General features: G+C 48.7%; 15 protein-coding genes and 6 pseudogenes. 8 read left to right on the top strand and 13 right to left on the bottom strand.

The annotated features are described in order from the left end of the window. Nucleotides 1-369: 369 nt before the first annotated feature. From GYMC52_RS11880 to GYMC52_RS11850, 8 genes and pseudogenes are all read right to left on the bottom strand, one after another. Nucleotides 370-1,170 (bottom strand): ExeA family protein, encoded by an 801-nt coding sequence (locus GYMC52_RS11880; RefSeq protein WP_012820635.1) that lies wholly within the window; start codon nucleotides 1,168-1,170, stop codon nucleotides 370-372. Continuing rightward, complete coding sequence (locus GYMC52_RS11875) at nucleotides 1,163-2,413, bottom strand: IS481 family transposase (protein ID WP_012820636.1); 1,251 nt, start codon at nucleotides 2,411-2,413, stop codon at nucleotides 1,163-1,165. Before GYMC52_RS11875 ends, GYMC52_RS11880 begins: the two co-directional genes overlap by 8 nt. Nucleotides 2,414-2,554: 141 nt before the next feature. Next, nucleotides 2,555-3,117, bottom strand: a pseudogene (locus tag GYMC52_RS11870) (DUF6431 domain-containing protein). 198 nt (nucleotides 3,118-3,315) lie between these two features. Then, nucleotides 3,316-3,468, bottom strand: a complete 153-nt coding sequence (locus GYMC52_RS19785) for a hypothetical protein (RefSeq protein WP_012820637.1) — start codon at nucleotides 3,466-3,468, stop codon at nucleotides 3,316-3,318. A 15-nt stretch (nucleotides 3,469-3,483) separates the two neighbouring features. Next, the gene (locus GYMC52_RS11865; protein WP_012820638.1) at nucleotides 3,484-4,374 is read right to left on the bottom strand and encodes a permease; all 891 of its coding nucleotides are present in this window, start codon (nucleotides 4,372-4,374) and stop codon (nucleotides 3,484-3,486) included. 472 nt (nucleotides 4,375-4,846) lie between these two features. Then, nucleotides 4,847-6,034: an IS701 family transposase gene (locus GYMC52_RS11860; RefSeq protein WP_012820639.1), complete on the bottom strand. Its 1,188-nt coding sequence runs from the start codon at nucleotides 6,032-6,034 to the stop codon at nucleotides 4,847-4,849. A gap of 139 nt (nucleotides 6,035-6,173) precedes the next feature. Then, a complete protein-coding gene (locus tag GYMC52_RS11855) occupies nucleotides 6,174-6,644 on the bottom strand; it encodes a MarR family winged helix-turn-helix transcriptional regulator (RefSeq protein WP_230982699.1) in 471 nt (156 codons plus the stop codon). Between the two features lie 408 nt (nucleotides 6,645-7,052). After that, on the bottom strand, nucleotides 7,053-8,465 hold the full coding sequence (locus GYMC52_RS11850) for a DDE-type integrase/transposase/recombinase (protein ID WP_012820641.1): 1,413 nt from the start codon (nucleotides 8,463-8,465) through the stop codon (nucleotides 7,053-7,055). Between the two features lie 192 nt (nucleotides 8,466-8,657). On the opposite strand from GYMC52_RS11850, the gene vcpD reads away from it, so the two are divergent. After that, a complete protein-coding gene (gene vcpD / locus GYMC52_RS11845) occupies nucleotides 8,658-9,065 on the top strand; it encodes an ArsD-related vicinal cysteine protein VcpD (protein ID WP_012820642.1) in 408 nt (135 codons plus the stop codon). A gap of 14 nt (nucleotides 9,066-9,079) precedes the next feature. Here vcpD and GYMC52_RS18770 read toward each other — a convergent pair. Further along, nucleotides 9,080-9,387 (bottom strand): annotated as a pseudogene (locus GYMC52_RS18770) (transposase); the annotation flags it as partial. A gap of 98 nt (nucleotides 9,388-9,485) precedes the next feature. After that, nucleotides 9,486-9,858, bottom strand: a pseudogene (locus GYMC52_RS20415) (hypothetical protein). Nucleotides 9,859-10,177: 319 nt separating this feature from the next. On the opposite strand from GYMC52_RS20415, the gene GYMC52_RS11840 reads away from it, so the two are divergent. The 5 genes and pseudogenes from GYMC52_RS11840 to GYMC52_RS11820 all read left to right on the top strand — a co-directional run. Beyond that, the gene (locus GYMC52_RS11840) at nucleotides 10,178-11,302 is read left to right on the top strand and encodes a tripeptidase T (protein WP_012820643.1); all 1,125 of its coding nucleotides are present in this window, start codon (nucleotides 10,178-10,180) and stop codon (nucleotides 11,300-11,302) included. A 116-nt stretch (nucleotides 11,303-11,418) separates the two neighbouring features. After that, a complete protein-coding gene (locus GYMC52_RS11835; RefSeq protein ID WP_012820644.1) occupies nucleotides 11,419-11,904 on the top strand; it encodes a chemotaxis protein CheW in 486 nt (161 codons plus the stop codon). 82 nt (nucleotides 11,905-11,986) lie between these two features. Next, the gene (locus GYMC52_RS11830; protein ID WP_012820645.1) at nucleotides 11,987-12,178 is read left to right on the top strand and encodes a hypothetical protein; all 192 of its coding nucleotides are present in this window, start codon (nucleotides 11,987-11,989) and stop codon (nucleotides 12,176-12,178) included. 161 nt (nucleotides 12,179-12,339) lie between these two features. Next, nucleotides 12,340-13,749 (top strand): NADP-dependent phosphogluconate dehydrogenase, encoded by a 1,410-nt coding sequence (gene gndA / locus GYMC52_RS11825; protein WP_012820646.1) that lies wholly within the window; start codon nucleotides 12,340-12,342, stop codon nucleotides 13,747-13,749. Nucleotides 13,750-14,401: 652 nt separating this feature from the next. Then, nucleotides 14,402-17,491: pseudogene (locus GYMC52_RS11820) on the top strand (DNRLRE domain-containing protein); the annotation flags it as partial. 61 nt (nucleotides 17,492-17,552) lie between these two features. On the opposite strand, the gene GYMC52_RS11815 reads toward GYMC52_RS11820, so the two are convergent. Continuing rightward, nucleotides 17,553-18,740, bottom strand: coding sequence for an IS701 family transposase (locus tag GYMC52_RS11815; RefSeq protein ID WP_012820647.1), 1,188 nt, complete (start codon nucleotides 18,738-18,740; stop codon nucleotides 17,553-17,555). A 297-nt stretch (nucleotides 18,741-19,037) separates the two neighbouring features. Between GYMC52_RS11815 and GYMC52_RS18765 the strand changes: the two genes are divergently transcribed. Next, on the top strand, nucleotides 19,038-21,140 hold the full coding sequence (locus tag GYMC52_RS18765; protein WP_230982697.1) for a hypothetical protein: 2,103 nt from the start codon (nucleotides 19,038-19,040) through the stop codon (nucleotides 21,138-21,140). 197 nt (nucleotides 21,141-21,337) lie between these two features. Here the strand turns inward: GYMC52_RS18765 and GYMC52_RS11805 are convergent, their stop codons facing one another. Next, a complete protein-coding gene (locus GYMC52_RS11805; protein ID WP_012820648.1) occupies nucleotides 21,338-22,138 on the bottom strand; it encodes an ExeA family protein in 801 nt (266 codons plus the stop codon). Beyond that, nucleotides 22,131-22,974 (bottom strand): annotated as a pseudogene (locus GYMC52_RS11800) (Mu transposase C-terminal domain-containing protein); the annotation flags it as partial. The gene GYMC52_RS11805 and the pseudogene GYMC52_RS11800, both read right to left, overlap by 8 nt. 190 nt (nucleotides 22,975-23,164) lie before the next feature. Here GYMC52_RS11800 and GYMC52_RS11795 point away from each other — a divergent pair. Further along, nucleotides 23,165-24,528: pseudogene (locus tag GYMC52_RS11795) on the top strand (ISLre2 family transposase). Nucleotides 24,529-24,948: the final 420 nt, after the last annotated feature.

Below are 24,948 nucleotides of genomic sequence, written 5' to 3'. Positions count from 1 at the left end.
ATTTTTATTTGCCTAAAATGACCTCAAAACTGTCGAACTCGGGTGATGGGTATGGTGGTCTTCCCTTTTGGTGTTTGCTTGGTCTCGAACATAAACAAATCCCACCAGTGTTTTTACTGACAGTATGGGCATTTTCCCAACTGTCTACACTAGAGGGATAATTGTAAATTAGCACATTATTTCAGAATCCCTTTTTCAAATTATTTCAGGCGGATTCTGAAATAATGTGCAAAATTTTTGCGAATTATTGCGGATTTTGCACATTCTTTCGGAACATTTGCACGCTCTTTCAGATGAAGATTTCCAGCGCGCCTGATGGATCGATGAAAAAGAGGAAGCACAAAAGAGGCCGATTTGGCCCCTTTCGTGCTAATACCCCATTTCCTCTGCAGCCATGCGCACCACTTCTTCGTCAATGACGTCCTTTTTCAGCTGATGCCCGTACAGCAGGCAAGTCGTGGCCAACGTGTTGATGACACGGGGCCAACCACGTGATTGCAGGGCAATCGCCTCTAACGCCGATGGGGTGAAGATCGGATGCTTCGCCCCGGCCTGTTTCATTCGATGCTCGATGTAGCCCGCCACCTCTTCCTTCTCCATCGGCCCCATCCGGTATCGCATGATGATCCGCTGGTCGAGAGGGCGGTGCTGATTGAGCCGCAGCTTCCCCTGTAAATGAGGCAACCCGGCCAAAATCAAGACAAATGGGTTGGTTGAATCCATCTCAAAGTTGAACAAGATGGCGATGTCCTGTAAAAATGCATCCTTTGCTAAATGCATCTCGTCCAAAATGAACACCGGTGTGATCCGTCGTTCATGATGCAATCGCTCGATCGCCTGCTGGATTTGGCGGAAGAGATCTACCTTGCGGTACTTCGGTTCCTCTCCTAATCCCAAGGCCAGTCCACGGTAAAAATCCATCACGCCTCCGGTGGATAACGGAAAGTAGACGACATGATACAATGATGGATTCAATGACTCTTTCAGCGCCCGAAGGGCGAACGTCTTGCCCGCCCCCGGCTCTCCGATCAACAGCCCGATCCCCCGGGTTCGTTTCACGTACTCCAGCGCCCGCAGCGCTTCTTGAAACGCCGCCCCTTGATACGCCTCGGACGGATCTGTTTCTTTCGCAAACGGCTCCCGCGAGAGGGAATAAAACGTTTTATACATCCTGTTCGCCCTCCTTCGCCGAAACCGCCGCAAACGGCGACCGGTGGCGCTTCACATAGGCATTGTCCTCCAAACGCACCCGAATGGCTTCCGCCACCCGTTTGCCATCTTCGTACACATAGACGCCTCGTTCGTCATAGCGGAGCTCAATCGATTGCCCAATGAACCGAGGCGGCACTTCGTATAGCTGTTTATTCAAGGTGATCGTGCCATCGGCTTTCACCTTGCGGTGCTCCCGTTTCAGAAAAATCGCATCCAGCCAATCGATGTCTTCGATCCACACCACTCGTTCCACTTGGGACTGAAACACCTCATGCGGCGTTTTCCCATCCAGCGAGGCGTGAGGCTTTCGATGATACTCTTCTTCAAGCCACTTCCAAAAACGCTCGTTCAACTCGTCAAGCGACTTCGGCGGATTCAGCTCCAACAGCGGATAAAACCGTGTCTGTACGGTGCGGAAGAACCGTTCGATTTTTCCCTTGCTTTGCGGGTCATACGGCTGAGTGTGGATGAGCGTAATCCCCATCTCGGCGCACGCATACTGCAGCACCTCGGATCGATAAATTTTCCCGTTGTCCGAGTAAATGCGTTTTGGCTTCCCGCAACGAAGCACCGCTTCCTTTGTGACGATCCGCAGCCCGTCAAATTTCTCCGAAGGGAAAAACTGGGCATACGGCACCAACCGCGAGCAGTCATCGATATACGCGATCAAAAACGTTTTCTGGGCTTTCCCATGGACGCGAATCGTGGGTCCATGGGATAAGTCCCCTTGCCATAGCTCATTGATCTGGTCATACGCAAAACGCTTTCGCTCCGGCATCGGCAAGATTTCTTTTCCCACCAGGTTGTGTTTTTTCAACAGTCGGTATATAGTAAAGTATGAGAGGGTGGTGGGAATGTCCCCCTGCTTGGTGAGTTGTTCGTAGAATAGGGTCACGGGCATGGTGGGATGTTCCTTCCTCAATGCTAGAATATGATCCTCATCATCGGGGGACAGACGTCTGGAGCGGCCGCGGTCCGAACGGCGCTTCGGCTTCAAGGCGTCGAAGCCCCCTTTTTTGTATCGGGCGCACCAATCCAGAATCGTCTTCGCCGCAATGGGCTTGTCCCCTTGATGAGGAATCGAATGCACTCGCCCGCCCACCTCATTCAAATACGCCTTGGGCTCCACCTGGCCATTCACCAACGGAGCGATCAGCCCGTACCGAAACAGCGCGATGTCGTGTCTCATCGATTCATCCATCCGGATCTCCTCCCTGTCTCCCTGTGATGTTGGACCGTTCCGGTCCCTCTGCCTCCTATCTTACGAAACGGCTCGAGATTCGTCGAGAGGAAGGGTTTGTGGGAACATCAATCATCTCCATTTTTGGTGTTAGGAGGGATATTAGGAAACCATTTGATCCGCAAACGGATGCCACCTCTCGTTTGTCCACAGGTCTTGGATGATCGAGCCCACCCCCCGTCCCTCCAAGGTCTGCATCCACCAAACCGCCCGTTCTGTTCTTGCGTTCCCCACAGGGCCGATGATCCCCCACCTTCTCGCCGCCGCGTGATGCAAGCGGGAGAGATTCCGTAAAAATCGTCGGACATAAAATAAGATGACCTCCTTGGTGGGAAAACCAACCTGTTTGGTCTTCGCTCCTCGCCTTGGCGTTTCCAGCCACGTTTTGACCGCTTGCCAAATAACCGATCGTGTATATTGAACATACGGGAGGAGGAAAGAAGGCAACACACTCACGGTTTTACGGCACTCTCGCGAGCGTATCGTGCGATCCAAAGGCGATACTCCCCCTCTGCCGTCAACGCATAGCGTTGGTAGTATCCGTGACGATGCAAGGGGCGGCGGGATGGACAGTGGGGGCATTGGTTCACGTCGGGAAAATCGTTCCCTTTCCCACGATCCGTATACGTTTGAATGTCAATGCCAAAGTCGTGAAACTGGATCACACTTCCTCCCCCCTCTCCTTGAAACGAATGGAAATCTTTGTCCGAAACAATTCACAAAAAATTTAGCACATTCCTTCAGAAAAGGGGAGAGGGCTTTCTGAAAGAATGTGCAAAAAAATGGGCGTTTTATGCTGAAATAAAATGATAATTTACAATAATATCAAAAAAATCGGATCTTTTTTTATAACCCTACATAGGTCATCTATTATTTTTTTCAGAAGAAGAATCAACAGAACAGCAAGTTTCTTTTTTTTCTTTTTCCTCTTCTTTAACTTCTTCAATCTCAAAGCTACAACAATTGTTATCTTTTTTCTTATCTAATCCGAAAATGGATAAAAACTTGTTCGTCAAATTTATCACCTCCTTTTAATTAATTATTAGAAATAGGTATCCAGAAAAGGTTGCCATGATAAAGACAGAGGCAATAAAAGCGATTAGTAATTGTTTCTTAAATAGACTACTCAGCATAATAATTTCTGGTAAACTTGCTCCTGCTCCTCCGATTAGTAATGCCATGGTAGGGGCAAGAGGAAGACCTTTTGCAATTAATGACTGGCTAACAGGTAACATGGTAGAAAGTCGGATATACAGTGGCACTCCTACAATAGCTGCTAATGGAATTACCCACCATTGACTTCCTTTAGAAACAACCTCTAGAAGAGAGTGTGGTATAGCTTCTTTAATAAAAGCACCTATAAGAGAACCGACGAGAATGTGGATATATACAGACTTTAAAAGAGAGAGTGTATCTTTCCATGCCTTCTTCCAATCTACTTTACGGGAACCTTCAAGTTGCGGAGATTCTATACCTTTGATCCGTACATTTTTTACGTATTTTTTAAATCCCCATTTATCCAACAACCACCCTATAATCATAGAAATTACTAAAGTAACGAAAGTATAAATTATTGTAACTTTCCATCCCAATATATACGCCATCATCGTAAGAATCCAAGGATCTAACAGCGGTGAGGTAAACAAAAAAGTCATTGCGGTTTGAAAAGGAACATTTTTATCGAACATAGTGACCAACATAGGAATTGTGGAACATGAACAAAAGGGTGTTACAAATCCTAACAATGCTCCTGATATATTGGCTAAAAAACGATTTTTGGCAAAAAGTGACTTCTCTAACTTATCAAACGGTATTATATACTCAAGGATATTAATAAGATAAGTTATCAATACGAATAAAATCAAAAGATTTTTAGCTAAAGAAATAAACTCTTTTGTTGTATTCCAAACAATATCCCACATGATAAATTCCTCCTGATAAATAAATGTATAATGGTTGTTATTTACAACTATTATATAAATGCGCCTCGAAAAGTTGACCTCTGCCTTACACAGCACACCCTAAGCGTTGAAGCACTTCTTCAAGGCATTGTCGAGTACGAGCACAATGTGTTTGTCTAGATCGTGGTTCTTTAGGATTCTCAAAAAGTTCACAAACATTGTGGCGTTGGTTGCTGCCACCCGGTGAAGAATGTTTCCCCTTTAAATACGTTCACGGCGCCAAAGAGCGAAACATGGGCATGATGGTCATATGTGAGACCTGTTTCTACCGACTGACTTCTGACCAAGTGGCCCGCAAGATTTGGTACGAACATGGGTCTCATTGACGTACAACAGCACCGGGATCTGGAGTGATCAAGTTTTTTTATGAACTGTAGATGAGCATTTTTCATTACAATAATTTCCATGGTTAGAGAGACAAACAGGGAACCCCTTAGGCGACATGGAGCTGTTTTTTGATCACATCAATGGGAATCTCTTGCTTCGCGGCGTCATCAATGAACTCGACGACGCTGTGGTCTTTCCGCGACCGGAGAAGCTCCAGCCCGGCGGAGAGGGTTTGTCGGGATTCGGCGATGCTGTACACAGAGGCCAAGAGCACCACCGCCCAATACCGTTTCACCGCCCGAACGTGGCGAACCCAGTATCCATCCAGCTTCAGTTGATCTTTCGCCTGCCGGAAAAAGCATTCGATTGTCCAACGCTGGGCATAGTAACGCAAGATGTCTTCGTCCCCGAGCTCCCGGTCGGTGCTCAAGACGCAATGGAGATGTTCCGGCGTCATCGGCTGATCCGCCTTCCAAGCCAGCAGCACCACCGCGTCATCGAGGCCATGGATCGCCCCCTCATAGCGATACACGCGGTAACGCTCCTGCCCCACCGTGACGAGGCGGGTGTCTTTTGGCTCGATATAGCGGGCAAACTGCTTGGCTTGGACCGCGACGCCTTTCGGGTAGAGAATCCGGTTCGTCTTGAGCATGGCGATGACATGGAATCCCTGTTTCAGACAGGCTTCGATGAGCGTTTTGGACGGATGCCAAGAGTCCATCAGCACATACACCGGCTGAGTCAGCTTCACCTTGATCGAGGAAAGCATCTCGATCGCCAGGTCGATTTTGCTTCTTCCGGCCTTCTTGTCATACAAGCGGAACGCGAACGGAAACGCCTGCGTGAAGGTGTGCACCATCAGCCAAACGAGCGAATGCCCCCAAACCGATTGATGATCTTTATGCGAGTAGTGCCAATCACACCCTTGAATGGCGTGCGTGGCCCGTGACGAAGGCTTCGTTTTTTGGCAAATGGCATCATCAATCGAAACAAAAAGGGGTTGATTCTCCCGTTTGGCGATTCGCTTGATGCGATGAAGGATCCATTGCTGGAGTTTGCGAAGCAACGTCTCTTCATCCCAAGGGCTTTTCGTGAAAAAATGGCTGAGCGTTGTTCGATGATTGGGATGAAAACTCCAGTGATGGAGATCCGTCAGCGTTCCCGAGAATCCCTTGGTGGTCAAGGCATCGACGATATGAACGAGATGCTTCAGAACCGGCTTCGAGAAATGCAATGCCAACCCCAATGCGAAGAAAAACTTGTGGATTCCTTGATGATGTGCTAATCTATTCATGAGACATGAACCTCCTTGTGAATGGTTGGTTAGCACATCTATTTTAACCAAGGAGTCGGGTTCATGTCTCCTTTTTTGTTTGGTTGTCAATTTATGTTAGTGAATTTGCTCATCTACAGAATAAATATATATTTTTTCTTTAACAACAACTACTATTTTTCATAGCCATTAGTAATAGACTAATGCTTTCATTAACTTGATCTCTTTTTTCTTCAGCAATGTGACTCATAATTTCATCAAGATATTTAAGCATTTGATTGCTAATTTGATCTTCATATTTCTTTCCTTGTTCAGTAAGTATTAGCTCCACATAACGTCGATCAATAGCGGATTGTCTCCTTTCAATTAGACCTTGCTCTACAAGGCCTTGTACGTGTCTACTTACTGTACTTTTATCCAAACCTAACACATCGGTAATATCATTTAGTGAAGGATTACCTAATCGGTTAATCTCATATAATACATGACTTTGAACAAGTGTCAATCCGCAACATTCAGCTCCTTCTTTTTGTAATAGACCAAATCGACGAATAAGTATTTGAAGCATTTCTCTGATGCAAACTAAGTGCTGATTATTTTTACCGGAAAAGATATTATCCAATATTACCACAACCTCCATTTTCTAAAAAATATTGAAAAAATATTAAAAAAATATTAAAAAAATATAAAAATATGAGAAAATTCAAATTGGATAAAAAATACGCTAAAATTATATAACAAAATTGATTCGTTTTGCAACTAATAAATAAAAAAGGTAGCGTCAAAAGTTTTATGAAAACTCCACACAGGCCATCCCATTGAGCATCATTGGGCATGTGGAGAGCCGGATTCGCCCTTGACCAACACCCGCCAAAGGTGCGGAAGAGTCGTCAAGGGCGACGGGGACAAAAAAGAAGGCAATAAGAAAGCCGCCCTTGCCATGACCGAATGTTACCTTTGGCGGTGTTCGGTTGGTCAAGGGTTCGCTTCGCCGAATCCGGCAGGAGTTCTGTTCAACGGGCTCCGGAGGACAAAAAAGTTAGGCCGCCTCTTGTTGGAGGAAATCTTGAGCCATGGCGATCAGCTTCGTCCACCGGGCCGGCATATGCGGCAGCTCGGCGAGCTCCGGGATGACGACCGGCACCCGGCCCTCGAGCGCGCTATGCGGGCGCAGAAAGTTGAAATACGCCACAAACAGCGTCACAAAGGACACCGAGCCTTCTTCCGCACCGAACCCATGGGTCGGGCGGTAGTTGCCTTTAAAAGTCCGGTTGAATCGCTCGATGATCTGCTTGAGAGGGCGAAACTCTTCCGAGACCGGATCTTCGTTGGTCAGGCCGATCACCTGGCGGACGTCAAACGAAATCCCGTGCTGGGCAAAGAAGTGTTGCGCCAGCAGGTAAATCGGGTTGCCATCCACGACGAACGACAAGTCGTCTGGGAGGGACGCCAGCTTCCTCAGGACATCATCGATGGCCTTGATGGCCGAGAGCGTGTCCCGGTTGGGCGAGACGCGATAGGACAGCACGATCTTTTTGACGGCGTCAAACATAAAGAACAGGTAATGCCAGCGCCCTTTGACGCGAATATACGTCTCGTCCCCGCAAAACGAACCGGACAGCTCATACGGGAACCGGTCGACAAAGGGCTTGATCCAAAGCGCGACGCTGTTGGCGTAGTTGAGCACCGTCTGATGGGAGATCGAGACGCCATGGATGTCCTTCATGGCGGCGGCGGTCTCCCTCGAGGACATCCCAAAGTTGACGTAGTACGTCAACACGAGCCCCAACACGTGCGGCGACGCAGCCAGCCGGGACAAATCGACCTTCGGCTTGATGAGCGACGAGGAAGCCAACGGGAGAAAGTCAAACAAGAACTCTCGAAACAAATACCGCACCTTGAAGGCTTGAGGATCCTGTTGAAACTGTTGGCGCTCCTTCTTCGTCATCCGGCGAAGGTTGGCCTGGTCAAACGGGCAATCGTTGTTCTTGCACTTATAGATGTTGTATTCTTTGCGTTCCTTGATTTTTTCCAACGTCTTTTTGCAGTGCGGGCAGCGAAAGACCGCTTGCTTGGTGAACCGATTTCGGTGGTTGAACCGGCACTGACACACTTTGCATGGGTATTGCCCGTTTCCGCCGTTATTGGCGTACAGGTAAGAAGAGGGAGCCTGGCAGCGAGGGCAGGTCAACGAATCCGGAACACGGTGTTTCGCATTCGCGCGGCGCTGGATGGGCCGTAAAGGACGTCCGTGCTGGGCTTCGTAGTCCGCCAACAGCTTCCGGTAATCAAGGGTTTCCGGCACATCGATGATGGGAAGGTCATCGACCTGAAGTTTCCGGTACGGCTTTTGGATGGGTTCGTCCAAGTCCTCGAGATTCAAGGATTTTCCCAATATCACACCCATCAAATACACAATGATTTGATATTGGGTCTTGATGATTTGAAGCAAATAGGCTAATCATTGAGGTAACAAAGCTTGTCACTCCTTTGTTTTGGCTGTTGAGTGTGTGGTTACCTCAATGATGGCCGAAAACAACGGGGGTGGCAAGCTTTTTTCGTTCAACCGTTGAAACTCAAGGGAAAACCCTGAGTGTGGAGGATAAACTTTTGACAATACCATTTCTAGAGGGAGGAGATTTGCATGAAAAAAAAACTGTTGGTTGAACTATTCCCAAAGTACCTTGTTCAATCTGAAATCACTGAATGCACACCAGAAAGTGTATGCTGTGATACAGTCTCTGACGAATCAGGTGCTGAAATGCAGGAACTAAAGCAACGTTTATTGAAACAATTTAAGGACCAAGTGATTGTTCAAATATATAATTACCAAGTTCATCTAGATTTGGTTTTGGCTCAAAAAAAATTGACCTCTATATTAGAAGAAAGAGGATTTAAAGCAATAGCATCTAATGCCGAAAAAGCTATACAGTATGCTACACCGGCTGTAATTGTAAACGGTAAATTATTGTCCTTGTCTACATTTCCTCGATTGAAAGAAATTTACCAATATATTAACGATGAGATTATGATTACCCGTGGTGCTAGTTGAGCGTCAACACTCAACTAGAGCCCTATTGTGACTAGGGAATACGCCGACAAGATGCCATCGAATACCACTTCAAACCCGGCAATGGAATTCGCTCGAATGTCGGTGACCGATATTGGTCTACGAGAATCAAAAACACCGTCTCGATGACTTTGCGTTTTTTCCTGATCCATTCTTCCCATGCCTTGGATGGGCCGTGCTTTTGATTGTGTCGAGACGGTGTCCAGAACGCGGATCGGTGTTCTTCGTACAGCTTTTCTCGAAGAGCGTGGCTGATGTACCCTTTGTCCCCAAAGTTGTAGGGATGAGGGATTTGAGTCATCACCCCCGACCCGAGTTCGACATTGACTAGGCAAACAAAATGCCTCTCGACCCTTGATACAAAAGGGACGGGAGGCATTTGAGCATACTTTGGGCGTGTATCTAGGCGCGAGGATGGATGCCTAGGATCTTCGGAGGAGGCTCCAACCCTAGAGCCACAAAGAGTTGAGCCTGTTTGGCCGTCAGTTCGGTTCGTTGAGAAAGGTCTTCGTTTTTGGAAGAAAAATGTCCAAGCATGAGAACGCTCCCACCCGTCTCTTATTTTCGGATATGATTCATGAGTCAGGGGAAAGGAATCGCAACTTTTGGCCAGACGCTCCAAGACGGTGCGATTCGCCTCATCTTCGCGTCCAAACGAATCCATCACCTTCGCTTTTGCCCATTTGGCCTTCGGATTCCATTCGCTATGAGCAAGATGGAGATAAGCAACGGTTGTTCCGCCTTTGGTTTTGCGTGTGACTCGTCGTATGTACATGCCTATATGATAAACGATATGGAGCTTTTTTAAAAAGGTTAAATTGTCAAGTCGTGTGCCTGTGGAATTCAGCGCTTTTTTCTAGGATCGGTATGGCGAAATCCTTGATATAACCACATTTTGGCCATTTTCATTTGCCTAAAATGGCCTCAAAACTGTCGAACTCGGGTCGCAGCAGGAGCCCTCTTGTTGAGACGGTGCATCTCAAGCACATTTTGATACGTTGGCAGTGTTTTGATCGTTCCGGCGTCCGGTTTGGCTCTTGGCGGAACATTTCGGTATACTTAAGGTGGAATACATAAGCAGGAGGAAGAAAGTTATGGTCAATGAACAGCGTCTTGTCGACGAATTTTTGGAGCTCGTGCAAATCGATTCCGAAACGAAGCATGAAGGCGACATTGCGAAGGTGCTGAAACAAAAGTTTGAAGCGCTCGGCCTTGAGGTGATCGAAGACGATGCCGCCGCGAAAACCGGGCACGGCGCCGGCAATTTGATTTGCACGCTCGCGGCGACGAAAGACGGGGTGGATCCGATTTATTTCACGTCGCATATGGATACGGTCGTGCCGGGCAAAGGCGTGAAGCCATCGATTCAAGACGGCTATGTCGTCACCGACGGGACGACGATTTTAGGCGCGGATGATAAAGCGGGCTTGGCGGCGATGTTGGAAGCGATTCGGGCGTTGAAAGAGCAAAACATCCCGCACGGCGTGATCCAGTTTATCATCACCGTCGGAGAAGAGTCGGGGCTTGTCGGGGCGAAGGCGCTCGATCCGTCGCTGATCCAAGCGAAATACGGCTATGCCTTGGACAGCGACGGCAAAGTCGGCAACATCGTCGTCGCCGCCCCGACGCAGGCGAAGCTGAAAGTGGTTGTGCACGGCAAAACCGCTCATGCCGGTGTGGCTCCGGAGCGAGGGGTGTCAGCCATTACGATTGCGGCGAAGGCGATCGCGAAAATGCCGCTCGGCCGCATCGACGAGGAAACAACGGCCAACATCGGCCGCTTTGAAGGCGGCACGCAAACGAACATCGTCTGCGACCGCGTCGATATTTTAGCGGAAGCCCGCTCGCTTGTCCCAGAAAAAATGGAAGCGCAAGTGGCGAAAATGAAAGAGGCGTTTGAAACGGTCGCCGCGGAAATGGGTGGCCGCGCCGATGTCGAAGTGGAAGTGATGTACCCTGGCTTTAAGTTCAGCGACGGCGACCATGTCGTGGAAATCGCCAAACGGGCGGCGGCGAAAATCGGCCGGCCGTGCAAGCTCGAGCGAAGCGGCGGCGGCAGCGATGCCAATATCATCGCCGGCTTCGGCATTCCGACGGTCAACCTCGCTGTCGGCTATGAAGAGATCCATACGACGAACGAGCGGATGCCGATTGAAGAGTTGGTCAAACTGACGGAAATGGTCATCGCCATTGTCGAAGAAGTCGCCAATGCCGAGTGAGCATCCCGAGGCTGGATGCTCTTTTTCTCGAGCGGAGAACATTCGCGCTGAAAATAGGATGAAAGCTGCCGATAAAAAAAGCAAAGGCAAGATGTTGAAGAAGAGAGGGCTGGGGAATGGACAAATACGTCATCTTTCGCGTTGAGCGGGAACAGTACGCCGTTTCGATCGCGTATGTCGTCTCGATTGAAAAAATGACAGAGCCGACCGCCGTTCCGCATATGCCGGACTATATGGCCGGCGTCGTGCGCATCCGCGGCGAGCTCGTGCCGGTGCTTGATATGCGGGAATTGTTGTACGGAAGAGCGATTGAGGAAACGGATCAGACACGCCTCATTGTCGCCGCTGTGGATGGCTTGTCGGTCGCGTTTATCGTCGATGAGGCGAAAGAGATCGCCGATATTGAGCCTGAGGCCATTAAACCGCTTCAACTGATGTCCGCGGAGCGCACGCCGTATGTAGTCGGGATGGCGGCGCAAGACGACCGGCTGTTGACCGTGCTTGACCCGCGCGTCTTGTTTGCCCATTTGGAGGAAGCGGACGCGATTCGCGAGCAGGTGGCCGCTGCCCAAGCCGCTGTCCGGGCAGGAGAGACGGTATAGGTGTTTGCCTATACCGTTTTTTCTTCCGCGCATATCCTAATCATGGAAATGAACTTCAACTCATGAAGAGGAGGCGCATTCCATGGTTCGACCGTTTGGCCCGTATCCGGGCGGCTTTTATCCGCCGTACTTTGGCGGCTACGGCCACTATCCGTATGGCTACTATCCTTATTGGCACGGGGGCTACGGCGGCTATCACCATTTTCCATACGGGATGTATGATGGCCACTATCCGTTTTCCCCATACGGCTTCCCGCACTATGGAGGCTACTAAGCATGAGGGGCGTTGCGCCCCTTTCATTTTCAATATGAAAATGGCAAACAAATCCGTCGTGCAGACTCGTTCATAAATCGGTTTAGAAAAACTTGCAGGCAAGCGTAAACGTATGGTATGTTGTTTGATGAACAAACCAAAACGGAAAGGGACGTTGGACAATGGCGAAACAGCAAATCGGCGTCATCGGACTGGCGGTCATGGGGAAAAACTTGGCGTTGAACATTGAAAGCAAAGGCTATTCAGTGGCGGTATACAACCGTTCGCGCGAAAAAACGGACGAGTTTTTGCAAGAAGCGAAAGGAAAAAACATTGTCGGTACATACAGCATCGAAGAATTCGTCAACGCCTTGGAAAAACCGCGGAAAATTTTGCTGATGGTCAAAGCCGGAGCGCCGACGGACGCGACGATCGAACAGCTGAAGCCGCATTTGGAGAAAGGCGATATTGTAATTGACGGCGGCAATACGTATTTTAAGGATACGCAGCGCCGCAATAAAGAACTCGCTGAACTCGGCATTCACTTTATCGGCACGGGTGTCTCCGGCGGCGAGGAAGGGGCATTGAAAGGTCCCGCGATCATGCCGGGCGGGCAAAAAGAAGCGCATGAGCTCGTGCGCCCGATTTTTGAAGCCATCGCCGCCAAAGTCGATGGCGAGCCGTGCACGACGTACATCGGCCCGGACGGCGCGGGGCATTATGTCAAAATGGTGCATAACGGCATCGAATACGGCGACATGCAGCTGATCGCTGAAGCGTACTTCCTGCTCAAACATGTGCTCGGCATGGATGCGAACGAATTGCACGAAGTGTTTGCCGACTGGAACAAAGGCGAATTGAACAGCTACTTGATTGAAATTACGGCCGACATTTTCACGAAAATCGATGAAGAAACAGGCAAGCCGCTTGTTGATGTCATTTTGGACAAAGCTGGGCAAAAAGGGACGGGCAAATGGACGAGCCAAAACGCCCTCGATTTGGGCGTGCCGCTGCCGATCATCACGGAATCGGTGTTCGCCCGTTTCATCTCGGCGATGAAAGACGAGCGCGTGAAAGCAAGCAAAGTGCTGGCAGGCCCAGCGGTGAAGCCGTTTGAAGGCGACCGCGGCCACTTCATCGAAGCCGTGCGCCGCGCGCTTTATATGAGCAAAATTTGCTCGTACGCCCAAGGATTTGCGCAAATGAAGGCGGCTTCTGAGGAATACAACTGGAACTTGCGCTATGGCGACATCGCCATGATCTTCCGCGGCGGCTGCATCATCCGCGCGCAATTTTTGCAAAAAATTAAAGAGGCGTACGACCGCGATCCGGCGCTTTCGAACTTGCTCTTGGATCCGTATTTCAAAGACATTGTCGAACGCTACCAAGACGCGCTCCGCGAAATCGTCGCCACCGCGGCGATGCGCGGCATTCCAGTGCCAGGATTCGCAAGCGCCCTCGCCTATTACGACAGCTACCGCACCGCGGTGCTCCCAGCCAACTTAATCCAAGCGCAGCGCGACTACTTCGGCGCCCACACGTACGAACGCGTCGACAAAGAAGGCATTTTCCATACGGAATGGTTGAAATAAGCGAAAAACCCTTAGAGCCGAAGGCGGTTCTAAGGGCTTTTTGGTGCTTGATGAAACCAAGATTCTCTCCAATCGTTGACACCCCATGGATGATTGAAAAAATGGCTAGTAACCAAGACGGCATGTTAGAGACTGTAGATGAGCATTTTTCATGACGAAGCGCGCCGCAAAAGCTCCTGCAGAACATGCCCAATCATGTCGAACTTTGTCTGTCGAAAACGGTGGATGGAAGGGAGGAGGAAAGATACAATTTGATTGTAAAAGTAATGGAAATGGGGAAGGAGAGCATATGAGAAACATTCGTTTGCGACGATGGTTGGTTTGGATGGTCGTATGGGCTTTAGTGATGTCAAGCGTCCCGACAAAGGGACTTGCCGAAACGATCCGATCAGGGGTTGACCGTGTAGAGCCAAAAGAGGAGCCGCCAAAGGTGCCGCAAGCCCCGAAACGTGATCTCAAGCCAGGGGAAATCATAGAAGAAAGAACTGAGAATACAAAGGTTTACTACAACGGCGATGGCACGTTTACCAAGAAGATTTACTTTGAGCCTATTCATGTGAAGAAAAAGGGACAAAAAATATTTGAGGAAGTATCTTCTAGTCTAACGGATAGCACCAATAATACGAATTACGTTGAAACAGAGAATACCATTTTGGAGACAAACTTTTATAAAAAGATGGTCGATGGAGAATACGCCACGTTCCATTACAATGGATATTCGATTTCCTATTCTATTTTAGAGGCGGCAGGTAATGACGTACAATCGATAAAAGCGAAGGATGTTGCCGCCGTCTATAAGAAAAAAGACAACAAAATTCTTCACAAAAACATTTTTCCGAGCATAGACCTGCAAAATATTGCATTTAACGAGTCAACAAAAGAAGATTTGGTTCTTCATTCGTTTACTGGCTATCATATTTTCAAATTCCGCCTGAAAACGGATTTGCAAGCAGACATTCAAGACGATGGCTCCATTTTATTGACAAATCAAGAACATGAAAAGGTGTTTGAACTGCCGAAGCCGTTTATGGTGGATTCGAATGTCGATGAACACTCTGGTGAAGTGCAGCGCTCAGAGAATGTAACGTATGAATTACAACAGGATGATCAAGGATATATTTTAACGGTCAAAGCCGACCCTGATTGGCTGAAGGATCCTAAACGTGTATACCCTGTTTATATTGATCCGAGCACTTCCATTCAGGTGTCTGCCGATGCATTTGTGATGAGCGCCTATCCCACAACCAACTATAGTTCCTCATCAAGCAAGTGGGACTCTGCACAGGGACAATACGTTTTGAAAGTGGGTTATTATAATGGAACAACAGGTACTTGCTATGGCTTTTTGAACCCAGATCTATCGAGCATCAAAAATATGAACGTGACGAGTGCCACATTCCATGTCTATGTCACCCATTCGTACTATGCAACGACGCCAACAGGTCTATGGCTAGATGCTGTCAACGGTCCATGGTCCGCGAGCACGTTAACATGGAGTAATCAACCTTCCTCCACCAACATTGGCAAGGTCGATGTCGCAAGAGACCAATGGGCGCAATTTGATGTCACGAATACGGTAAAAGAATGGGCATCCGGGACAAAGCCAAATTACGGATTGAAACTTCATACGAATGGCAATGGACAAACGTATTGGAAAAAAGTTGTTTCCACGACGAATAGCAGTTATAAACCATATTTGTCTGTCACGTATACGATACCCGTTCCCCATACGCCGACAGGAACGGTCTTCAGCAATGGGAATGGCACAGGATATATCAATTTATCATGGGATCCGGTTCCTGGCGCTGCGGGCTATAAGGTTTGGATTTATAACGGGAAATCATATGAAGCGTTTGATGTAGGCAATGTTACTTCCTGGAGTACAAAAGGGAAAAAAATTTGGCCGACCCCTTCTGAAATTAGCGCTGGAAGATATGACCTGCATCAAGATCAGTTAGGGACGGAGTTGGCTGTCGATCCTTCCCCAGTCTATCGAAATTCAGGCGGAAGCTATCCAAACAGCAAGAACTACTGGTTCCGAGTCAGTGCGATTTTTCCTCAAGGCGAAAGCGCTATGTCAGGTGCCTATATGCCAACCATTCCGAATTTGGCGAAACCATCTGCTCCGACGGGGGGAAGTTATACAAACGGAAATGGAACAGGATATATCGATTTCAAATGGAATCCTGTGAGTGGAGCGACGGGGTATAAAATTTGGATTTTTAACGGTTCCTACTATGAATCGTTAGATGTCGGGAACGTCACTTCTTGGACAACGAAAAACAAAAAGTATTGGCCAACATCCACGGAAATTCATGCAGGTAGATATAAGTTGCATGTAAACGATGGTCTTGGCACGGAATTAGCTGTTAACCCGTCCCCGGTCTATGCCAATGCAGGAACCAAATACGCAACAGCTGCCAACTACTGGATTCGAGTAAGCGCCTATAACTCTCAAGGGGAAACCGTCTTTTCGGATGCGTATATGCCTCGTATTCCAGATTTGCGAGTGCCGCCAGCGCCTTCAGGGTTTGCTTACAGCAACCAATTAGGAAGCAACTCGGGTTATGTCATGTTAGACTGGGATAAGATTCCTGGAGCGACAGGGTATAAAGTGTGGATTTTCAATGGACTTTACTATGAAGCATTTGATGTAGGAGACGTGGACCATTGGACGACACAAAACAAAGGAATTTGGCCAACTCCGGAGGAAATCCAACAGGGGGATTCCAGCACCTTAACGTTGCATCATGATGGAAAAGGATTGGAACTTCCGAAAGATCCTTCCCCCATGTATGAGAAAATGGGGACAAAATACGCCACAAGCACCAATTACTACTTCCGACTCAGTGCATACAATGCGGATGGGGAAACAGTATTTTCCAGCAATGCCTTGACGGTGAAAATTCCGGAGGCGAATGAGTATTTAGGAAAAGAAGAGTACTGGTCCATCATTGATGTTCCGTATGGCAGCGTGAATGCCGCTACCGGCAATCTGATTATAGACGAAGACGATGTTTCGATTTCCGGAAGAGGACCGGGGCTTGAAATCACAAGAACTTACAATAGTTTATCCACATCGGTTGGATTGTTTGGAAAAGGATGGCATAGCGATGCGGAAATGAACATCGTGGCCCAAGGAAACGAAGCAAGATTTACGGATGAAGATGGCACGCTCCATATATTCACGAAATTATCCGACGGCACGTATAAAGCCCCGACAGGTGTTTACTTGGAGTTAAGCGAAACAACCGATGAATATATCCTAACGACAAAAGATCAAACGAAAATCCACTTTCAAAAAAGTGACGGCAAGTTAACTAAAATCGTAGATGGACATGGGAATGCCACTACCTACAGTTATTCTAACGGAAAGCTAGTGTCGATTACCGATGCGTCGGGCAGAAAACTGAGTATGGAGTACAACGCAAGCGGCAGAATCCAGAAAATTACCGCCCCAATGAATCGGACAATCACGTATGAGTATAACAACGACTTGTTAACAAAAGTAACCCAGACGGGCGGGGAAGTAACGAGATACCAATATAATGAACTTGGTCGATTAGAGAAAGTATTGGAACCGACGCATACGGAAGCAAAACCGGTCGTTAATCAGTTCATTTATCATGGCGACAGGCTAAGCCAAGCGATTGATCCTGAAAACCGCATCTATACGATGAACTATGACCAAACAAAACGACAACTTGTCGTAACGCAACCGAATGGCCGTAAAATTCAGTACTGTAGATGAGCATTTTTCATTACAATAATTTCCATGGTTAGAGAGACAAACAGGGTACCCCTTACGCGATACGGAGCTGTTTTTTGATCACATCAATGGGAATATCTTGCTTCGCAGCGTCATAAATGAACTCGACGACGCTGTGGTCTTTCCGCGACCGAAGAAGCTCCAGCCCGGCGGAGAGGTTTTGTCGGGATTCGGCGATGCTATACACGCAGGAGAGCAGCACCACCGCCCAATACCGTTTCACCGCCCGAATGTGGCGAACGCGGTATCCATCAAGCTTCAGTTGATCTTTCGCCTGCCGGAAAAAGCACTCGATCGTCCAACGCTGAGCATAGTAACGCAAGATGTCTTCGTCCCCGAGCTCCCGATCGGTGCTCAAGACGACATGGAGATGTTCCGGCGCCATCGGCTGATCCGCCTTCCAAGCCAGCAGCACCACCGCGTCATCGAGGCCATGGATCGCCCCCTCATAGCGATACACGCGATAACGCTCCTGACCCACCGTGACGAGGCGGGTGTCTTCGGACTCGACATAGCGGGCGAACTGCTTGGCTTGGATGGCGATGCCTTTCGGGTAGAGAATCCGGTTCGTCTTGAGCATGGCGATGACATGGAATCCCTGTTTCAAGCAGGCTTCAATGAGCTTTTTGGACGGATACCACGAATCCATGAGCACATACACCGGCTGAGCCCGCTTCACTTTGAGCGAAGAAAGCATCTCGATGGCCAGGTCGATCTTGCTTTTTCCCGCTTTCTTGTCATACAGGCGGAACGCAAACGGAAACGCTTGTGTCAAGGTGTGCACCATCAGCCAAACGAGCGAATGCCCCCAAACCGATTGATGATCTTTGTGAGAGAAATGCCAACCACACCCTTGAATGGCGTGCGTTGCCCGTGACGAAGGCTTCGTTTTTTGGCAAATCGTATCATCAATCGAGACAAAAAGAGGCTGATTCTTTCGCTCGACCAGGCGCTCGATTCGGCGGAGGATCCACTCTTGAAGCTTCCCAAGCAGCCTTTCCTCATCCCAAGGGCTTTTCGTGAAAAAGTGACTGAGCGTCGTTCGATGATTCGGATGAAAGCTCCAGTGATGAATATCGGTCAATGTTCCCGAGAATCCCTTGGTGGTCAAGGCATCGACGATATGAATGAGATGCTTGATGACCGGTTTGGAAAGCTGCAGCGTCAACCCCAAAGTGAAGAAAAACTTGTGGATTCCTTGGTGATGTGCTAATCTATTCATGAGACATGAACCTCCTTGTGTGAATGGGTTTTGTGCACATCTATTTTACCCAAGGAGTCCGGTTCATGTCTCCTTTTTTGTTTGGTTGTCAATTTATGTTAGTGAATTTGCTCATCTACAGTTCAGTATAAATTTAATGAAGCAGCGAACCCAATTCAAATTATCGAAGACGTAGATGGCTTAAACATTACGACAAGCTATGTTTATGAGGGAAATAATCTAGTAGAATCACGGGATCCGAATGATCAAAATGCAGCGAATCCTACTGAATCATATACGTATGACGCCAAGGGGAATGTGTTAACGGCGAAAGATCGTTATGGTACGGAAACATACGAGTATAACAAAAATAATGATGTCATCTCCATGACAGATACGGAAGGCGATACAACCACGATTGCCTATGATGGCTTAAATCCTGTATCCGAAACGGATCAATCGGGAAAAACGTCTTCTGTATCGAAGTACGATGCCTATGGGAATATCATTGAAGAAAGCGATACATTAGGCAGTGCGACGAATTTGCTCTCTAATAGCGGCTTTGAACAAGGAATCACAGCTTGGAATCTTCTCAGTCATGATGATTCTGGGCAATTACTGGAAGACACGAATGTATATAATGGATTGACAGGGAGAAAAACGTTAAAAATCGTCGCTGACTCTACTTCTCCTAATACAGAACTTGGCTATGTAGCGGCTACCCAAGAAATCACAGTGAAACCAAATACCACGTATACGTTAAGCGGGAAGATCAAAACGAATTTAACGAAAGCCAATGCCTTTTTCAATGTTCAATTCATGAATAGTCAAAATCAAACGATTTCTTGGGCGGATCATCGTTATAGCCAACTTACAGGCACAAGACCTTGGACAGAGCGGCAAGTTACGTTTACTACTCCTTCGAATGCAGCCAAAATTCGCGTCTATTTAGAGGTCGATCATAAGTCTCCAGATGCTTCCGGAGAAGCCTGGTTTGATAATGTTCAATTGGAAGAAGCGCAGGTTTCTTCCAGCTACAACCCAGTTGTAAATAGTAGTTTTGAAGGAACCACCACGAATTGGAGTGGAACAGGAGGAAGCGTAGATTCTACGCAATCATTTGATGGAGGGTGCTCACTAAAACTATCTAGAACAAGCACCACGCAATCGGCAAGTGAGTATAAGCAGACCATCATCGTTGGCCAAACATCTGGTGATGCACCAATTAACCTTACGCTTACTGGGGTTTCGAAAGCTGAAAATGTAAAAGCCAATGGCACAGTGAGCGCAAGCGATTATTCCATTACGGCTAAAGTATACTTTGTGGATGGAACGACCCAAACGTATACCGCCGATTTCCCTACTGGCAATCAAGATTGGAACCGTGCCGCCGTTTCGATTCAACCTCCCAAGCCAATGGATAAAATCGACATATCCGCTGTCTTCCGCGGCAATTACACAGGAACGGTATGGTTTGACGCCATTCGTTTGATGGAAGGCAACGTCGTCACGAAAAACAAGTACGACGCCAATGGCAACTATGTTGAGGAAGAAACAGATGAAGCCGGGTATGTCACGAAAAAGAACTATGATGCCGTAGGAAACCTGTTAAGCGAGTACGATAAGAAAGGAAACAAGAAAGAGTACACGTACGATTTATCGGATCGCTTAAAACAGCTGTTGTTAGCGAACGGCACTTCCGTCAACTACGATTATGACGTAAATGGCAATATGACTTCAAAAGTCATTCGAACCAGCGACGGCCAGTCTCAAACATTTGCCTATTCTTATGATGCGGCCGGCAAACTCATGAAAACCGTTGGTCCGCTCCATGATGTGACAACGAATGAATATGATGCCAATGGAAATAAAATCAAAACGGTTTTGCCGAAAGGAAACACGATTCAATGGACGTATGACGGAACGGAAAGGGTCAAAACGATTTCTTACAACAACGTTCCGTATTACGAATTTAGTTACGACAAAAACGGAAACGAACTTTCTGTACAATATGTAAAAGACGGTACGATCAAGACAAGAAAATTTGATTCCGCGAATCGTGTCATTGAACAATCCGACCGCGGAGGATTACAAAAGTGGACCTATCCGACGACATCGGATAAATTACAACAGTTTATGTTCTCCCATGGATCGTTTAGCCAAACAGTCACATACCAATACAATGCCTTGGATCAAAATACAGTCGTCCAAGACGGAACGTATACGTATCGCTTTGACTATGACGAGAGAGGGAACGTTCGCACCTTCACGACAGGAAACGGAGCCGGCTCGACCTTTACGTATGATGACCGCGGCCTCGTGGAAAGCGTTTCGGTCGGTACGGCGGGCGGAACAGAAATTGTATCGGAAACGTACCGTTACGATGAAAACGGCAATCGGACAGAAATCGCTGTAAATTAGCACATTATTTCAGAATCCCTTTTTCAAATTATTTCAGGCGGATTCTGAAATAATGTGCAAAATTTTTGCGAATTATTGCGGATTTTGCACATTCTTTCGGAACATTTGCACGCTCTTTCAGATGAAGATTTCCAGCGCGCCTGATGGATCGATGAAAAAGAGGAAGCACAAAAGAGGCCGATTTGGCCCCTTTCGTGCTAATACCCCATTTCCTCTGCGGCCATGCGCACCACTTCTTCGTCAATGACGTCCTTTTTCAGCTGATGCCCGTACAGCAGGCAAGTCGTGGCCAACGTGTTGATGACACGGGGCCAACCACGTGATTGCAGGGCCATCGCCTCTAACGCCGATGGGGTGAAGATCGGATGCTTCGCCCCGGCCTGTTTCATTCGATGCTCGATGTAGCCCGCCACCTCTTCCTTCTCCATCGGCCCCATCCGGTATCGCATGATGATCCGCTGGTCGAGAGGGCGGTGCTGATTGAGCCGCAGCTTCCCCTGTAAATGAGGCAACCCGGCCAAAATCAAGACAAATGGGTTGGTTGAATCCATCTCAAAGTTGAACAAGATGGCGATGTCCTGTAAAAATGCATCCTTTGCTAAATGCATCTCGTCCAAAATGAACACCGGTGTGATCCGTCGTTCATGATGCAATCGCTCGATCGCCTGCTGGATTTGGCGGAAGAGATCTACCTTGCGGTACTTCGGTTCCTCTCCTAATCCCAAGGCCAGCCCGCGGTAAAAATCCATCACGCCTCCGGTCGATAACGGGAAGTAGACCACATGATACAAAGAAGGGGACAACGATTCCTTCCACGCCCGAAGGGCGAACGTCTTGCCCGCCCCCGGCTCTCCGATCAACAGCCCGATTCCCCGCGTTCGCTTCACGTACTCCAGCGCCCGCAGCGCTTCTTGAAACGCCGCCCCTTGATACGCCTCGGACGGGTCGGTTTCTTTCGCAAACGGCTCCCGCGAGAGGGAATAAAACGTTTTATACATCCTGTTCGCCCTCCTTGGCCGAAACCGCCGCAAACGGCGACCGGTGGCGCTTCACATAGGCATTGTCCTCCAAACGCACCCGAATGGCTTCCGCCACCCGTTTGCCATCTTCGTACACATAGACGCCTCGTTCGTCATAGCGGAGCTCAATCGATTGCCCAATGAACCGAGGCGGCACTTCGTATAGCTGTTTATTCAAGGTGATCGTGCCATCGGCTTTCACCTTGCGGTGCTCCCGTTTCAGAAAAATCGCATCCAGCCAATCGATGTCTTCGATCCACACCACTCGTTCCACTTGGGACTGAAACACCTCATGCGGCGTTTTCCCATCCAGCGAGGCGTGAGGCTTTCGATGATACTCTTCTTCAAGCCACTTCCAAAAACGCTCGTTCAACTCGTCAAGCGATTTCGGCGGATTCAGCTCCAACAGTGGATAAAACCGTGTCTGTACGGTGCGGAAGAACCGTTCGATTTTTCCCTTGCTTTGCGGGTCATACGGCTGAGTGTGGATGAGTGTAATCCCCATCTCGGCGCACGCATACTGCAGCACCTCGGACCGATAAATTTTCTCGTTGTCCGAGTCAATGCGTTTTGGCTTCCCGCAACGAAGCACCGCTTCCTTTGTGACGATCCGCAGCCCGTCAAATTTCTCCGAAGGGAAACTATACATACGGCACCAACCGCGAGCAGTCATCGATATAAGCGATCAAAAACGTTTTCTGGGGTTTCCCATGGACGCGAATCGTGGGTCCATGGGATAAGTCCCCTTGCCATAGCTCATTGATCTGGTCATACGCAAAACGCTTTCGCTCCGGCATCGGCAAGATTTCTTTTCCGTGTGAGTAAAATATTTGTGGGGGGCATTCCGGAATGATTCCCCGACGAGGGTTGCGAACTTTTGTTCGCGACGCTCGTCGGGGCCACCAAGCGAAGCGCGGTAGAACAAGCAAATGTCATGCAAAAAGGACTCTCTCCCTGCTATGATGGTGATTGGCAAACCAACCGAAAACAGGAGGGAGAGAGTCCATGAAACATCTTACCACAGAATGGCCTTTATTAAAAGAGCTGGAGGAGCAATTAGTCAGAACTCTTCAAAAGGTGTTCGCTGTCTTGTTGGCGGCCCTTTTGGAGGAGATCGATCAACAACTGGCGGAAGCGCGGGACAAGCGCCGGCATCAGCTGAAAGACAAACGGCCGACTACGATCCAAACGCTGTTTGGGGAAGTGACGTTCCGACGGAACTACTACTATGACCGGCAAACGGGGAACTATACCTTCTTGCTGGATGCCGAACTGGGCTTTGATGGAGCCCAATCGATCAGCCCTTGCCTCGAGGAAACGGCGGTCGAGTTGGCCGTAGAGTGCTCTTCCTACCGCAAAGCAGCTCGCACGCTGGAGTCGATCGTGGGGTATGCGGTCCTCAGCCACGAGGCGATTCGCCAACTGGTGCTGGAGGGCCCCTGTCTCGCTGCATCACCCTGTTTCCAAACGGCACGGCCGGGTGCTGTTTGTGGAGGCGGAAGGACTCTGTTTCCCGCCAGGGGAAAGGGAAACGGGCGAAAGAAGAGAAAATCCTGGCGGTTCACGAGGGATGGAGACGAAACGGGTCGCAGCTTGAGCTGGTGAACCGGCGCCACTACCTCCATGAAGGGACGGGGGACGTGTGGGAACGGTTTGAGGAGTGGCTGATGAAGGAATATGCCTATGATCCGTGCCGAGACCTGTTGGTCCTCAACGGCGACGCGGCGTCGTGGATCACGGCCTCCCGGGAGTATTTTGGGAAGCGGGCGTGCTTTCAGCTGGATCGATTTCATGTGGCGCGGGAGCTGCGTCAGTGTCTGTCCGGCCATCCGCGTTGGCGGGAAGTGCGGAAGAAGCTGGCGAAACAAGACGAAGAAGGGCTTCTCGTGGAGCTGAACAGCGCCATCGGCACGTTGGAGGACGAAGCGAAAGAGAAGCAGATGGCTGCCATGATCCGCCGGATCGAGTCGATGCCGGGATGCATCCGGGACTACCGGGAGTGGCTGTCGGAGCAAGGGGTGGAGACGACCGGCATGCGTCCGATGGGCCACGCCGAGAGCGTGATGAGCCGATTTGCGCATCGGGTGAAATCCCGCCGCAGCTGGAAAGACCAAGGGCTTCGGGCGTTTCTGAGGGTGATGGCAGCCCGAATCGACGGGATCGGGTGGAGAAAGGGACGGTGGGAGGAGCAAGAGCCCCAGTCGGCCGTCTCGGCCTCAACAACGTCCAAGCGGATCGAACAGGCCAAACGGAAGGCAGGACGGTTGTGGGCGGATGTGGTGCGTCAGAATCTACCGTGTCTGCAACAGTCATCTGGGACGCCGATCCATCAAGCGTTGTCGGCGCTCCGGGATGGTGGTTGGGTGTAAAAAAATGGAATATCGTATCATCGTCTCAAGATGAGGGATGAGAGTCGGAAAGCGCTTACGATATTAATTCCTGAAAATGGTTCGATAACTAGTGATTGACAACGCCCGTAGTGAACCGAAAAAATGTTCTCCACAAAGTCTTGACTGACTCCAACGCCATGAAAAACTTGTGGATTCCTTGATGATGTGCTAATCTATTCATGAGACATGAACCTCCTTGTGAATGGTTGGTTAGCACATCTATTTTAACCAAGGAGTCGGGTTCATGTCTCCTTTTTTGTTTGGATGTAAATTTATGTTAGTAAATTTGCTCAACTACAGTTTGTAATAAAAAAGTTGCAAAGTAAATACACAATTAAATTACCATCATTTAATGCGGAAAAACGACCATGATTGGTAGTTTGAGCCGGTGCTAGATCC

The sequence above is a fragment of the Geobacillus sp. Y412MC52 genome (assembly GCF_000174795.2).
GTDB classification, from domain to species: domain Bacteria; phylum Bacillota; class Bacilli; order Bacillales; family Anoxybacillaceae; genus Geobacillus; species Geobacillus thermoleovorans.
Note: the sequence above shows the minus strand (reverse complement) of the source record. Positions and strands in the feature narration are given on the sequence as shown.